This is a genomic window from Labrys sp. ALF-8, assembly GCF_059699065.1.
On sequence record NZ_AP048538.1, the window covers coordinates 265,713 to 279,561 of the forward strand.

Below are 13,849 nucleotides of genomic sequence, written 5' to 3' on the forward strand. Positions count from 1 at the left end.
CGAAGCACTCGACAGCCCGGCCGATGCCGGCACCATGAAGGGCCCTGCACCGTCCGAGCCGGTGACGCGGCCGGCGAGGCGGCGCTCCGGGGGAGCGCTCGGGATTGTCGGCGTGCTGCTGCTCGCGGGAGCCGTGGCCGTGGTCTACACCGGCATCAGCGCCCGCGAGAAGAGCAGCGCCGAGCTCGCCGAATGGACGGAGGCGCAGGCGGTCCCGACCGTCAGCCTGGCGCCGCTCGATGCAAAGCCCGGCGTGGTGAGCCTCAACCTGCCCGGCCGCCTGCAGGCCAACAACAGTGCGCCGATCTATGCGCGTGTCAGCGGCTATGTGAAGGACTGGAAGGTCGACATCGGCGCCAGCGTCAAGACCGGCCAGGTCCTGGCGGAGATCGAGGCGCCCGACCAGGACCAGCAATTGCTGCAGGCCCGGGCGGACCTCGCCAATGCGAAGGCCGCCGAGGCCTTGGCCGATCTCACGCTAAAGCGGGAACGCCCGTTGCTCGCCTCCAATACCGTGGCGCAGCAGGAGATCGACCAGCGTGTCGCTGACCTCGCCAGCAAGCAGGCGGCCGTGAGTTCGGGCGAGGCCAATGTCGAGCGCCTGCAGGTCCTGTCGGGCTACAAGGCGGTCACCGCTCCGTTCGACGGGCTGATCACCGAGCGCAACACGGACGTCGGCGATCTGATCGCCGCCGGTTCGAATGCCGGGCGCGCCATGTTCGTGGTGTCGGACGTCCACACCTTGCGGGTCTATATCAATGTGCCGCAGAACTACGCGCCGGTCGTGCGGATCGGCTCTGCCGCAACGGTCTCGGTGCCCGAATATCAGGGGCGCACCTTCCCGGCCACGGTGGTCGCCTCGGCTCGCGCCGTCGACGTCGCCTCCGGCACCACCCAGATGCAGCTCAGCGTCGACAACGCCATGGGCGAACTGATGCCCGGTGCCTATGCGAATGTGAAGCTTGACCTCTCGGGCGTCCAGGGGGCCTTCCGCATCCCGGTGAGCGCGCTGATCTTCGACCAGAGGGGACTGCGCGTCGCCACCGTCGCCGCCGGCAACAAGGTGGCGTTCAAGCCGGTGACGATCGCCCGGGACCTCGGCAGCGAGATCGAGATCGGCTCCGGCCTGACCGCGGATGATCGCCTGATCGCCTCGCCTCCCGACGGCTTGGAGGAGGGCGATGAGGTACGCGTAGCCGGCCCGGTGGGCACCGGCAAGGAAGCTGCGAAGGCAAAGGGATAGGGGGCTCCTTGGGCGGCGCGTCCGCGCGCTCGGCTGGGGTTGGTCCTGGACATCCGGAGATCTCTTCTGCCGGTGCCCGCTCCATCCCCTCTAGTCCGAGAATTCGCTTCGGACAGCCTGATCCTGAGTCCCGGGCGGCCGGAACGTGCGGCAAATGTTATTTTCTCGTAATCAGCGCTTGACCGCTTCGACACAAGCCCCTAAAACCCCGTAACTTTCGCAAAGAGGAGCGCTCCGTTGCGCAACATTCTTATCGTAGGTTTGGCGTCGTCGGTGGAGCGGGCATAGTCCCGAATCTCCTGCGATGACGCACATGGGCCCCTTGAGGGCCTTTTTTATTGCCTAAAGCTCAACGAACGAAAATACGAAGTCCGAAAGCCCAAATTCTGTAGCCAAGGAAAAAGGCGATGTCGACGAAGCAAATGACCGGCGCGGAAATGGTGGTGCAAGCCATGATCGACCAGGGTGCGGACACCCTGTTCGGCTATCCCGGCGGTGCGGTTCTGCCGATCTATGATGCGATCTTCCATCAGGAAAAGCTTCGTCACGTCCTGGTAAGGCACGAACAGGCCGCCGTCCACGCTGCTGAAGGCTATGCCCGCTCCACCGGCAAGGTGGGCTGCGTGCTGGTGACCTCCGGCCCGGGCGCCACCAACGCCGTGACCGGCTTGACCGATGCCTTGATGGATTCGATCCCGCTGGTGTGCATCACCGGCCAGGTGCCCACCCATCTGATCGGTTCGGACGCGTTCCAGGAGGCCGATACCGTCGGCATCACCCGCCACTGCACCAAGCACAACTATCTGGTGAAACGCATCGAGGATCTGCCGCGCATCCTGCACGAGGCCTTCCAGATCGCCTCGACCGGCCGTCCGGGACCGGTGCTGGTGGATATCCCCAAGGACATCCAGTTCAAGACGGGTGAGTATTTCAAGCCGACGGACAACATCCACAAGACCTACCGTCCGCGCCTCGAAGGCGACGCCGACAAGATCAAGGCTGCGGTGGCCCTGATCGCCGGCGCCAAGAAGCCGGTGTTCTATACGGGCGGCGGCGTCATCAATGCCGGTCCCCGCGCCACGGCCCTGCTGCGCGAGTTCGCCAAGCTGACGGGCTATCCCGTGACCTCGACCCTGATGGGTCTCGGAGCCTATCCCGCCGCCGATCCGCAATGGCTCGGCATGCTGGGCATGCACGGTACCTACGAGGCCAACCTGGCGATGCATGACTGCGACGTGCTGATCAATATCGGCGCCCGCTTCGACGACCGCATCACCGGCCGCATCGACGCCTTCTCGCCGCACAGCCGCAAGATCCATGTCGACATCGATCCGTCTTCGATCAACAAGAACGTGAAGGTGGATATCGGCATCATCGGCGACTGCGCCCATGTGCTGGAGCAGATGCTCGCGGCCTGGCGCGAGTCGAAGCCGAGCGTCGACAAGGCGGCGCTGAAGAGCTGGTGGGGCGAGATCGAGGGCTGGCGCTCGCGCAAGTCGCTGAACTACCGGCACTCGGACGAGGTCATCAAGCCCCAATACGCCATCGAGCGGCTCTACCAGCTCACCAAGGACCGCGACGTCTACATCACCACCGAGGTCGGCCAGCACCAGATGTGGGCCGCCCAGCACTTCCATTTCCAGGACCCGAACCGCTGGATGACGTCCGGCGGCCTCGGCACCATGGGATACGGCCTGCCCGCCGCCATCGGCGCGCAGATCGCGCATCCCAAGTCCCTGGTGATCGACATTGCCGGCGAAGCCTCGATCCTGATGAACATGCAGGAGATGTCGACGGCGGTGCAGTATCGCCTGCCCGTGAAGATCTTCATCCTCAACAACGAATATATGGGCATGGTGCGCCAGTGGCAGGAACTGCTGCATGGCGGGCGCTATTCCGAGAGCTATTCGGCGGCGCTTCCCGATTTCGTCAAGCTGGCGGAAGCCTATGGCGGGGTCGGCATCCGCTGCTCCAAGCCCGGAGACCTCGACGCAGCGATCAAGGAGATGATCGACGCGCCTCATCCGGTGATCTTCGACTGCCACGTCGACAAGGCCGAGAACTGCTTCCCGATGATTCCCTCGGGCAAGGCGCACAACGAGATGATCCTGGGCGATGCGGCCGTCGATATCGGCAGCGTGATCGACGCCAAGGGCAAGCAACTGGTGTGAGGTTTGCCCCGGGGCTGCCGGACGCCGGCGGTCCCGGGGATGCCCCGCCCATCCATACCGACCTGGAAATCCATCATGACCGGATCTGCCTATTTCATGGCCTCCACGGCCGAGACCATCGTGACCCATACGCTGGTGATCGAGGTCGACAACGAGCCCGGCGTGCTTGCGCGCGTCGTGGGGCTGTTCTCGGGCCGCGGCTACAACATCGAAAGCCTCACCGTGTCCGAGACCGAGCATGCCGAGCATGTCTCGCGCATCACGGTGGTCACCACCGGCACGGCCAGCGTGATCGAGCAGATCAAGGCCCAGCTGGAGCGCCTCGTGCCGGTGCACAAGGTCGTGGACCTCACCCTCACCGGCAGGGCGCTCGAGCGCGAACTCATGCTGATCAAGGTGCGCGGCAAGGGCGAGGAGAGGGGCGAAGCCCTGCGCATCGCCGATGCGTTCCGCGCCCGTGTCATCGACGCCACGGTCGAGAGCTTCGTGTTCGAACTTACCGGAAAGGGCGACAAGCTCGACCAGTTCATCGAGCTGATGCGCCCGATCGGCCTCGTGGAGGTTTCGCGCACCGGCATCGCCGCCATTTCGCGAGGCCCCGAGCCGCTTTGAGAATGGCGCCGCTTGCCCCGCTCTCCAGCCGGGATCCAGGCGGCGCTGCCGGCCAGAGGCGGCGATGAGCGAGGGGCGACGAAGCCCCCGATCTATTTTCGCTACGTTCCGGCCGTGCCGGACGAAATATTCGAAGCCGGCCGTGCTTTTTCCCGCAACGAAACTTGCCTCCCACCTGATGAAGGGCTATTCGCCCCCATCAATAATCTTCCCCTCATAGGAAATGTCTGAAGGACGAAGGACCATGCGCGTTTATTATGATCGTGACGCCGATCTCAATCTGATCAAGAATAAGAAGGTTGTCATCGTCGGCTACGGCTCCCAGGGCCGTGCCCATGCGATGAATCTGAAGGATTCGGGCGTCAAGGACATCGCCATCGCGCTTCGTCCCGACTCCACCACCGCCAAGAAGGTCGAGGCCGATGGCCTCAAGGTCTTGACGGTGCCGGAAGCCGCCAAGTGGGGCGACCTGCTGATGATGGCGACTCCTGACGAACTCCAGGCCGACATCTACCGCGACGAGATCGCTCCCCACATCAAGGACGGTGCCGCCATCGCTTTCGCGCACGGGCTGAACGTTCATTTCGGCCTGATCGAGCCCAAGAAGACGGTCGACGTCATCATGATCGCACCGAAGGGCCCCGGCCACACGGTGCGCGGCGAGTACCAGAAGGGCGGCGGCGTGCCTTGCCTGATCGCTGTCCATCACGATGCTTCCGGCAATGCCCATGACATCGCGCTTTCCTATGCCTGCGGCGTCGGCGGCGGCCGATCGGGCGTGATCGAGACCAACTTCAAGGAAGAGTGCGAGACGGACCTGTTCGGCGAGCAGGTGGTGCTGTGCGGCGGCCTGGTCGAGCTGATTCGCGCTGGCTTCGAGACGCTTGTCGAGGCGGGCTACGCTCCGGAGATGGCGTATTTCGAATGCCTCCATGAAGTGAAGCTGATCGTCGACCTCATCTATGAGGGCGGCATCGCCAACATGAACTATTCGATCTCCAACACCGCCGAGTGGGGCGAATATGTCTCCGGCCCGCGCATCATCACGGATGCGACCAAGGCCGAGATGAAGCGCGTCCTCAACGATATCCAGACCGGCAAGTTCACCTCGGAATGGATGCAGGAATACCGGGCCGGCGCCTCGCGCTTCAAGGGTATCCGCCGCCTCAACGACGCCCATCAGATCGAGGCCGTCGGCGAGAAGCTGCGCGGCATGATGCCCTGGATCGGCAAGAACAAGCTGGTCGACAAGGCCCGCAACTAAGCCGGGTGCGCTTTCTGGGACCGCCGGCTCCAGCCGGTTCCCGGAAGCGTATGGAATAAGAGGAAGGGCGCTGACCTCGACGGTCGCGCCCTTTTTTCATGCCGCGGTGGTTCAGGGGCCGGCAAGGTGCGGCGGTCCCTGGGATCAGTGTGCCGCGGCGCCGCCCGCTACCTGGCCCTTCCGGGCGAACAGCAGCGAAATCGCGGCGATCGCCAGCATGATGCCGATGACGGCGAAGGTGTCGCTGAATCCCATGATCAGGGCCTGGCGCTTGACGATGCTGCCGAGGGCGGCGATCGCCTTGTGGTGGGCGAGCGCCTGGTCAGCGATCCCGTGGGACTGGAAGTAGCCGGTCATCTGGTCGATCCGCTCGCGCACCACGTCGCGGTAGGTCGTCACCGACTGGCCGATGATGTTGGAGTGAAACTGCTCGCGCTTGGTGATGATGGTGGAAAGGCTCGCCGTGCCCACGGCCCCGCCGAGGTTGCGCAGCATGTTGAACAGGCCCGAGGCGTTGGCGGCGTCCTTGGGAGCGATGCCGAGCATGGCGATCGCGGTAAGAGGCGTGATCACCATGGCCTGGCCGATGGCCCGCACCATGTTGGGCACGAAGAACTGGTCGCCGGAATAGTCCAGAGACATCGAGATGTTCATGAAGCAGCTGAGGGCGAACAGGGAGATGCCGACCACGCCGATATAGCGTACGTCGAAACTCTTCATCATGCGCGGCACGAGCGGAATGAGAAGGAGCTGGGGCAGGCCGGTCCAGGCCAGGACCTGGCCGATCTGCTCGGCATTGTAGCCCTGCACCTGTCCCAGATATTGCGGCAGCACATAGACCGAGCCGAACAGGGCGAAGCCGACGAGCACGTTCGCGACCGTGCCGATGCCGAAATTACGGTTCATCAGCAGCCTGAGGTCCACGAGCGGCTTTTTCACCGTCAGCTCGATCCAGATGAATGCCGAGAGGAACACGAAGGCGATGACGGCGAGGCGCACGATGAAGGTCGACTGGAACCAGTCGTCCTTGTTGCCTTCCTCCAGCATGGTCTGCAGCGCCGACAGGCCGATAGCCATGGTGGCGATGCCGGCCCAATCTCCCTCCCTTAACAAGGCGAGATTCATCGGCTCGCGCTCCAGGGTGAAGTAGAGAGCCACGACCATGACGATGCTCGGGGCGGTATTGATGAAGAAGATGGTCTGCCACCCGTAATTCTCGGTAAGGTAGCCGCCGATCGTGGGGCCGATGGCAGGTGCGAAGGTGACTGCGAGGGCGAACATCGCCATCCCCGCGGGCTGCTGGGCCTTGGGCAGCTTGGTCACGACCATGGTGAAGGCCATGGGGATCAGCACGCCTCCGGCGAAGCCCTGCAGGCCGCGCATCGCGATCATCGAGCCGAGGTCGTGGGTGAACGCACAGGCCATGGAGAACAGGGCGAAGAATACCGTGCTCGCGATCATGTAGAGGCGGAAGGAGAAGACGCGGCTGAAATAGCTGGTCAGTGGGATCACCACGATCTCGCCGATGAGGTAGGAGGTCGAGATCCAGGCGCCGTTGTCGACGCCCGTGCCGATGCCGCCTTCGATGTCTAGAAGGGAGGCGTTGGTGATCTGTATGTTCAGGATCGCCATGAAAGCGCCGATCATTCCGGCGAGGATGGCGATCCAGGTGGTGAGGCTGGCCCTCTCAGGGGTCGAGGTCGATGTCTGGGCCATGGTCATGATTCCCTGTGAGCGCGGACGGTGGGTCGCGATCGAGTCCGTCGGTCGCGTCCTGCCCGCCTCGTGGAAACGGCGTGCTTGTTCATGCCGGGACCGGAGCGGCGGATGCCGGCGGTCCCGGGGTTACTTCGTCTCGATCGTGGGGTAGACCGACATGCCGGGGCGCAACTGGTCGGCAAGCGGGCTGTCGGGATCGAGCACGATCTTCACGGGTATGCGCTGAACCACCTTGGTAAAGTTGCCGGTGGCGTTGTCGGGCGGCAGCAAGGCGAATTCCTGTCCGCTGGCCGGAGCGACGCTGTCGACATGACCGCTGACGCTCACGCCCGGAAACATGTCGACATCGATGTCGACCTTCTGGCCGGCGTGGACGTCGGTCAGCTGCGTTTCCTTGTAGTTCGCGACGATATAGGCGGCCTTGGTGGGGACCACCGCCATCAGCTGCGTGCCCGCCTGTACATATTGGCCGACCCGCAGCGTACGATTGCCGACGACGCCGTCCACCGGCGAGACGACACTCGTATAGGACAGGTTCAGTTCCGCCTGGTGCTGGACTGCCTGGTCGCGGGCAAGGGTGGCCCGGGCCTGCGCGAGTTCCGCCTTCAGGCTGTCGACCTGCTTGGTGGCGGTCACCAGGGCAGCGGTGTCGCGCTGCGTGGTGGCTCGGGCAGCCATGATGCGGGCGCTCGCCTGCTGCGCATTCTGCACGCTGCCGAAGCCCTGGTTGGCCAATGAGGCATAGCGCTTGTCGTCCTGCTCGGCGAACGTCTCGTTGGCCTGGTCTACCGTGATCGTCGCCTTGGCGGCGTCGATGATGGACTGCTGGGTGTCGAGCGCCGCCTGCTTGCCGTCGATTGCGGCCTGCGCGGCAAGGACGTCCGCCTTGGACTGGTCGAGGGCCACCCTGAAGTCCCGGTCGTCGATGCGGGCCAGGACCTGGCCGGCCTTGACGCCCTGGTTGTCACCGACCAGGACCTCGCTGATATAGCCCGAGATCTTTGGGGCGATCGTGGTATTGTCGGCTTGGACGTAGGCGTCGTCCGTCGAGATCTGGAAGCGGCCGACCGTCCAGTATTGTTCGCCGTAATAGGCAGCGCCAGCGAGGATGAGGAGACTTGCGCCGATCAGCAACGGCTTGCGCAGGCGGTTCTTCCGTGCCGGAGGAGGCACGGCGGGCGGCGTGGCCGGCCCGGTGCCGATATTCATCCCCGGAGCCGCCTCGGCGGCGGGAATCGGGCGGTCGATCTCGAGGGATGTTGGATGCTTGGTCATTGTCTGTACCTCGTTTCCCTGCAGCAGCGGGCCCACTTCAACCAGGACGGGTGCCGCGGGTCTTTCGTCGTCGCATCGTTTTTTCCGAAAATAGGCGTCTGTTTCCGGTTCTGTGCGCTGGCCGCCCTTGCGGTGTCGGCCGGTATGCCCTAATTAGGAAATCAGTTGTTTTCTAAAATAATCCGCGAAGGCCCGTTGTCAACGGGAAATTGGAAAACTGTCATGCGACAAAATCAACTTCCGGTGAAGCGCCCTCGCGGCAGGCCCCAGATCCGGTCGGACGAGGAGACCAGGCGCCTGATCGTGGAAGCTGCCGCCAGCGAGTTCCAGGCCAATGGCTATGCCGCCACCAGCATGAGCGCGGTGGCGCAGAGGGCAGGGGTCTCCACCAAGACGATGTATCGGCTGATCCCGACCAAGGCCGACATGTTCACCAGGGTCGTGGCCGATCGCATCCGCTTGTTCATGCTGGTGATCGATGACGAGGCGCTTGACGAGGACGGACTCGTGCCCGCGCTGGAGCGCATTCTCATCGCCTATGGCAAGCTGACGCTCAGTGAAGAGACCATCGCTATGAATCGCCTGGTGATCGGGGAGTATGACCGCTTCCCGGAGATTGGCGACGCTTTCTACGAGACTGCCGTGATGCGTACGAACGCGGCGATCGAGACATGGCTCCGCCTGCAGGCCGAGCGCGGTCTGCTCGAACTGCCGGATCCAGGGGCTGCGACGGGAATGCTGCGCGGCATGATGATCATGGAATTGCAGCGCGCCGTCATGCTCGGCCGGCGCAGCGCACCCGACGATGCGGAGATTGCCTATCGCGCCAGGCTATGCGCCCGGGTATTCCTCAGGGGCTGCTGCGCCAGGGCGCCGAAGTGACGAGACCGCGCCACGTCAGCGGATGGCGGACCCAAGAGCCTGATCCAGGTTCGGCCGGACCGCCACACTTTTGGCAGCACTCCATGGTGTTGAGTGCTAACATATTGATTTCGTTTTATTATTAACGAAAATTTCATTGCGGGAATGTGACTTTTGCGATGCAATATGACTGTCACCGTCGCAGGAGGTACCGTCTATGGTGTCGGTTGCGTTTCGTCGTCAGTTGGAAGGATACGGCCTGACAACGGCCAACATCCTCTATCGCCTTCCGGATCATCCGGCGGTGCTGCAGACCTATATCTGGCAGGAGTACGACCTGGCTCCGGTATTCCCCGAACTGCAGAGATTTCTCGGTTTCTGGCGGGACAAGCTCGAAGGAGCGCTGCACTCGGTCACCGTGTCGCATAGCGGGCTGATCAAGCCGGCGGAGTTGCGAGCGGTTGGACAGGAGTTCCGGCTTCACTAGGGCAAAGTGCGGTTAGATCGAACCGCGTCTTGCTGTTCATGGTGATTCCGCCTGGAAGCGAAATGCCGTCGGGATGCGACGGCGTCCGGATCGGGGACGGCCCGGAATACGGTTGGTGCCTGTCGGAGAACCGGCACACCGGAAGCTGGCATCACCTGCAAATAACGCTATAACGCCTCCCAATCATGCGGAGGCTCCGTGGACAGATATATCGAGGTTGCTCGGCGGCTGATCACTCATCTGGCTGACCAGTTGCAGGCGGATTTCGCCGTCGAGTTGTGGAATGGCGAGATCCTGCCGCTTGGAAAGGACGCCCGTACCGATCTCCGCCTGAAGATCATGAACCCGGAGGCCATCACGCGCCTCGTGCGCAAGGCGACCCTGGGCAAGGGATTCGACCAGCTCATCCAGCTCCTGGCAGATGGCAGCCTGCGGATCGAGGGCGGCACGCTGCTCGATGTTGCGGCCCGTCGCGGCAGCATGAACACAAAGGGCCTGTTCAAGCGCCTGAGCAAGCTCCAGCTCGCCCGGGGCCTGTGGCCTTTCCTCACCCGCTCGCTTCCCAGGAAGGACGAGAAGGCGGAGAAGCATGACTATGCCGGCGACGTCGCAGACAAGGTCGAGAAGGGAAGGGACGACAAGCCGCTGGTGCAGTTCCACTATGACCTGTCCAATGACTTCTATGGCCTCTTCCTCGGACCGACCATGGCCTACACCTGTGCCTATTGGCCGAGACCTGAAACCACGCTCGACGAGGCGCAGACCGCCAAGTTCGACATGATCTGCCGCAAGCTGCGCCTGCAGCCGGGGGAGCGCTTCCTCGATATCGGTTCGGGCTGGGCGGGACTGATCTGCCACGCCGCGCAGCATTACGGCGTGACCGCGCATGGCGTGACGCTGGCGCAGGAGCAGTATGATTTCGCGCAGGAGCGCATCGCCCGGCTAGGCCTGCAGGACAAGGTGACGGTCGAGCTCAAGGACTACCGCGACCTGACGGGCAACTTCGACAAAATCGCCTCGATCGGCATGTTCGAACATGTCGGCCTCGACAATCACGACGCCTATTTCCGCAAGATCCACAGTCTGCTGCGTCCGCGTGGCCTCTATCTCCACCATGCCATCGCCCGGCCAGCCAAGCGCGACATGAAGAGCTTCCGCAAGAAGCGCCCGGAGTTCGCGGCGCTCACGCGCTACATCTTCCCGGGCGGTGAACTCGATACCGTGGGCATGTCCGCGAACGGCCTGGAAAGCCATGGTTTCGAAGTGCATGACGTCGAGGCCTGGCGCGAGCACTATGCCCGCACGACGAAGGCATGGACCGAAAACCTCCATGCCCGCCGCGAGGACGCGGCCAAGGAGGTGGGCGAAGCGAAGACCCGGATCTGGCTCCTCTATCTCGCCGGGTGTTCGCTGGCCTTCGAGCGCTCGGCTGTGGGTATCTTCCAGACGCTGGCATCGAAAAAGGCGAAGGGTCCTTCCGGCCTGCCGCCGACCCGGGAGGACCTCTATCGGTAGTGTCGTTGCCGGGATGGCAGGCGTCCCGGCCATGACGCGGTGTTTCGTCAGATTTGTTCCTCGGCCATGCCCTGCATCCGTCGCGGCGTCCCGCCTGCAAGCCCCGCCAGTTCCTCTGCCCTCCGCCAGGAGAACGGTCCTGTCTTCAGTCCCGCCAGCGTCTTGACCATTTCGGCTTTCAGCCAGGGCATCCTTCCCATCGGACCGAACGCCGCATCGCGTACGGGCCCCGTCATCCGCGAATGCGACTGGAAGAACTGCGTCAGTATCGCGCTTGCGGTCTGGTAGAAGCGGATATGGGCCCGCCGCCCGACTACAAAGGAGGTGAGGGCCTCGCCGAGGTCGCGGTGGAGCGCAATGGCATCGGCGAGCGCGGCGGCATCGAGCAACGCCATGTTCGCACCCTGGCCGAGCTGGGGGCTGGTCTGGTGCCAGGCATCGCCGAGCAGGGCAAGCCGTCCGCTTACCGGTGCCGGCACGGTCAATTGCGCATAGCGGGCCTGGGTGAGCTGGTCGTGCCTTGTGAACTGGGCCGTCAGGGGACCGGTTTCCGGCCATATATACCCGACCTCTTCCCGCCATGCGGCGAGGTCGGCCTTGTTCCAGCGCTCGAGTTCGGCGACCGGCAGGCTCCAGAAGAAGGCATTCAGCGGAGTGGGATCGCCCGGCAAGGAACCCACCGGCAGGACGCCGATCATGAAACGTGCGGTGCGATAGCGTTGTTGCAGTGTATCCCGCAGGAAACCCGTGTCGCGCGCCACGCCCCAGACAGCCCCATGGGCATAGGGCCGGATGCGCTGCGGGCCGAGAGCTTCGCGCAGTCGCGAGCGTGCACCGCTGGCATCGATCACCAGGTCGAATGGGCCGAGACGGCGCCCTCTCCCGTCCAGAAGCCGGGGAAATGACGAGATGTCCTCGACGCCCGCGATCTCCGTCGCCTGCTGGAGGGGTATCGCCCGGGCCTGCACGGCGCCGATCAGGAGGTGGAACAGGGATGCCCGGTGCAGCCCCGTGCCGTGCAGGCCGGGCAGCAACTCGTCATAGCGCCTGTCGAAGATAAGGGGCCCCTCGGGTCCGCTGCGGCCATGGAGACGTTCGATGCGGGAGCCGATGCGCGCTGCTTCTTCGCGCAGGCCGAGCCGTTCGAGCACGGCGAGGCCGGTGGGCTGGATGAGCAGGCCGGCACCGACCGGTCGGGCCTGCTCAAAGCGCTCGAAGATCACCGGCCTGTGTCCGGCGTCGGCAAGAAAGGAGGCTGCCGCGAGACCGGCGACGCCGGCGCCGACGACCGCGATGGAAAGGCTGCTCATGCCCGATCCTATCGCCAGGGCCGGATTCACCGCCAGCGGCGGCCCTCTGCGATCCACAGTTGTGACGAAACGGAAATGAAATGCAGAAGAATCCCAGTTGTCATTTGTCCGAACAATCATAAGATGATGTGAGCGCACCGGACTCAACCGGACGCGTCAGGCTCAAAAGGGCCGCATCAATGCCGAGGCATTGAAAGCAAAATCGCAACGGAGGAAATAATGACCAAGGATTCGACGCCGCATACGCGGCGGGACTTCATTCGCACCGCCTCGTTCTCCGCAGGTGCCGCCGCTGCCCTGTTCGGAGGCTTTGGCATCGATCCGGCCCTCGCCGCGGAAGCCGCGCAAGTGGCAGGGCGCTCCGAGAAGCCCCTCAAGGCTGCTTTCTCCAATGCCGGCCTCCAGGCTACTTGGTGCGCCCAGGGCAAGCAGGCCGCGGAATATTGGGGCAAGCTCTTCAACGTCGAGGTGACCTGGTTCGACGGCCAGCTCGATGCGGTCAAGCAGCGCGCCGCCATCGACAACATGGCCTCGCAGAAGTGGGATTTCGTCGCCATCCAGGCCTTCGGCATCGGCACGCTGACGCAGCCCGTGCAGAAGATGATCGATGCAGGCATTCCCGTCATCGACATGGACACGCTGATCGCCCCGCTCGACCAGATCAATGTGCATTCCTTCCTCGCTCCCAACAACGAATTCATGGGAGCCTCCGTCACGCAGGCGCTCTGCAATGCCATCGGCGGCAAGGGCAAGATCATCATGACGCAGGGCGCCCTCGGCCATACCGGCGCGCAGGGGCGGGCGAGGGGCTTCGAATCCGTCGTCAAGCAGTTCCCGGGGATCGAGGTGCTCGACACCCAGCCGGCCGATTGGGACGTCACCAAGGCGGCTCGCCTTTGGGAGACCTACCTGACGAAGTATCCGCAGATCGACGCGGCCTTCTTCCACAATGACGACATGGCGCTCGCCGCCTACAACATCATGAAGGCGCGCGGCCGCACCGACATCAAGATCGGCGGCGTCGATGCCATGCCCCCGGCCATTTCGGCGGTGGCAGACGGGCGGATGTTCGCCACCGTGCGCAATCCGTCCTGCCGCATCCATGGCGGCGCGATCGTTGCCGGCGTCGCGGCCGTTGTCGGCGGGGAGAAGACGGGCGACGACGGCATTCCCAAGAACGTCGTCACGGATGGGCCGGTCGTCACCAAGGACAATGCCGCGGGCATGCTCTGGATGGAAAAGCACTTCCTGATCTGAGCGTGATCGGTAGGTGCCGGTCCTTCAGGCCGGCACTTTCCCTTGTATGTCGTGCCGGTCCCGGGAAATTGGCTGGAATGTCGATGGCACCTCGACTGCTTGTCATTGCCGCGCCCGTCCCTGCAATCCAGTGGA

11 protein-coding genes are annotated in these 13,849 nt (G+C 63.8%); 8 read left to right on the plus strand and 3 right to left on the minus strand.

Annotation, left to right across the window (positions count from 1 at the left end; genetic code table 11):
- Nucleotides 1-34: 34 nt before the first annotated feature.
- The 4 genes from AC6H34_RS21050 to ilvC all read left to right on the plus strand — a co-directional run bounded on the left by AC6H34_RS21050 (nt 35) and on the right by ilvC (nt 5,290).
- Nucleotides 35-1,243, plus strand: a complete 1,209-nt coding sequence (locus AC6H34_RS21050) for an efflux RND transporter periplasmic adaptor subunit (RefSeq protein ID WP_497541251.1) — start codon at nt 35-37, stop codon at nt 1,241-1,243.
- Between the two features lie 407 nt (nt 1,244-1,650).
- On the plus strand, nt 1,651-3,414 hold the full coding sequence (locus tag AC6H34_RS21055; RefSeq protein WP_448146912.1) for an acetolactate synthase 3 large subunit: 1,764 nt from the start codon (nt 1,651-1,653) through the stop codon (nt 3,412-3,414).
- Between the two features lie 75 nt (nt 3,415-3,489).
- Nucleotides 3,490-4,026, plus strand: a complete 537-nt coding sequence (gene ilvN / locus AC6H34_RS21060) for an acetolactate synthase small subunit (protein WP_448146913.1) — start codon at nt 3,490-3,492, stop codon at nt 4,024-4,026.
- Between the two features lie 244 nt (nt 4,027-4,270).
- Nucleotides 4,271-5,290 carry a ketol-acid reductoisomerase gene (ilvC, locus tag AC6H34_RS21065; RefSeq protein ID WP_448146914.1) on the plus strand — a complete coding sequence of 340 codons (1,020 nt, stop codon included), beginning with the start codon at nt 4,271-4,273 and terminating at the stop codon, nt 5,288-5,290.
- A 144-nt stretch (nt 5,291-5,434) separates the two neighbouring features.
- Here the strand turns inward: ilvC and AC6H34_RS21070 are convergent, their stop codons facing one another.
- The gene (locus AC6H34_RS21070; protein ID WP_497540115.1) at nt 5,435-7,012 is read right to left on the minus strand and encodes an MDR family MFS transporter; all 1,578 of its coding nucleotides are present in this window, start codon (nt 7,010-7,012) and stop codon (nt 5,435-5,437) included.
- 123 nt (nt 7,013-7,135) lie between these two features.
- Nucleotides 7,136-8,284 carry an HlyD family secretion protein gene (locus AC6H34_RS21075; RefSeq protein WP_497540116.1) on the minus strand — a complete coding sequence of 383 codons (1,149 nt, stop codon included), beginning with the start codon at nt 8,282-8,284 and terminating at the stop codon, nt 7,136-7,138.
- 222 nt (nt 8,285-8,506) lie between these two features.
- On the opposite strand from AC6H34_RS21075, the gene AC6H34_RS21080 reads away from it, so the two are divergent.
- The 3 genes from AC6H34_RS21080 (at nt 8,507) to AC6H34_RS21090 (ending at nt 11,147) form a co-directional block, all read left to right on the plus strand.
- Nucleotides 8,507-9,166 (plus strand): TetR/AcrR family transcriptional regulator, encoded by a 660-nt coding sequence (locus AC6H34_RS21080; RefSeq protein ID WP_497540117.1) that lies wholly within the window; start codon nt 8,507-8,509, stop codon nt 9,164-9,166.
- 196 nt (nt 9,167-9,362) lie between these two features.
- On the plus strand, nt 9,363-9,632 hold the full coding sequence (locus tag AC6H34_RS21085; protein ID WP_448146918.1) for an usg protein: 270 nt from the start codon (nt 9,363-9,365) through the stop codon (nt 9,630-9,632).
- 198 nt (nt 9,633-9,830) lie between these two features.
- Complete coding sequence (locus tag AC6H34_RS21090; protein WP_497540118.1) at nt 9,831-11,147, plus strand: class I SAM-dependent methyltransferase; 1,317 nt, start codon at nt 9,831-9,833, stop codon at nt 11,145-11,147.
- A 47-nt stretch (nt 11,148-11,194) separates the two neighbouring features.
- Here the strand turns inward: AC6H34_RS21090 and AC6H34_RS21095 are convergent, their stop codons facing one another.
- Nucleotides 11,195-12,457, minus strand: a complete 1,263-nt coding sequence (locus AC6H34_RS21095) for an FAD-dependent oxidoreductase (protein WP_448146920.1) — start codon at nt 12,455-12,457, stop codon at nt 11,195-11,197.
- Between the two features lie 219 nt (nt 12,458-12,676).
- Between AC6H34_RS21095 and AC6H34_RS21100 the strand changes: the two genes are divergently transcribed.
- Nucleotides 12,677-13,714: a sugar ABC transporter substrate-binding protein gene (locus AC6H34_RS21100; protein ID WP_448146921.1), complete on the plus strand. Its 1,038-nt coding sequence runs from the start codon at nt 12,677-12,679 to the stop codon at nt 13,712-13,714.
- Nucleotides 13,715-13,849 lie beyond the last annotated feature (135 nt).

Excerpts from the sequence above, each read along its gene's own strand:
- AC6H34_RS21075 (WP_497540116.1), bottom strand. The coding sequence starts at position 8,284 with ATGACCAAGCATCCAACATCCCTCGAGATCGACCGCCCGATTCCCGCC.
- AC6H34_RS21050 (WP_497541251.1), top strand. The coding sequence starts at position 35 with ATGAAGGGCCCTGCACCGTCCGAGCCGGTGACGCGGCCGGCGAGGCGG.
- AC6H34_RS21095 (WP_448146920.1), bottom strand. The coding sequence starts at position 12,457 with ATGAGCAGCCTTTCCATCGCGGTCGTCGGCGCCGGCGTCGCCGGTCTC.
- AC6H34_RS21100 (WP_448146921.1), top strand. The coding sequence starts at position 12,677 with ATGACCAAGGATTCGACGCCGCATACGCGGCGGGACTTCATTCGCACC.
- ilvC (WP_448146914.1), top strand. The coding sequence starts at position 4,271 with ATGCGCGTTTATTATGATCGTGACGCCGATCTCAATCTGATCAAGAAT.
- AC6H34_RS21055 (WP_448146912.1), top strand. The coding sequence starts at position 1,651 with ATGTCGACGAAGCAAATGACCGGCGCGGAAATGGTGGTGCAAGCCATG.
- ilvN (WP_448146913.1), top strand. The coding sequence starts at position 3,490 with ATGACCGGATCTGCCTATTTCATGGCCTCCACGGCCGAGACCATCGTG.
- AC6H34_RS21085 (WP_448146918.1), top strand. The coding sequence starts at position 9,363 with ATGGTGTCGGTTGCGTTTCGTCGTCAGTTGGAAGGATACGGCCTGACA.
- AC6H34_RS21080 (WP_497540117.1), top strand. The coding sequence starts at position 8,507 with ATGCGACAAAATCAACTTCCGGTGAAGCGCCCTCGCGGCAGGCCCCAG.
- AC6H34_RS21070 (WP_497540115.1), bottom strand. The coding sequence starts at position 7,012 with ATGACCATGGCCCAGACATCGACCTCGACCCCTGAGAGGGCCAGCCTC.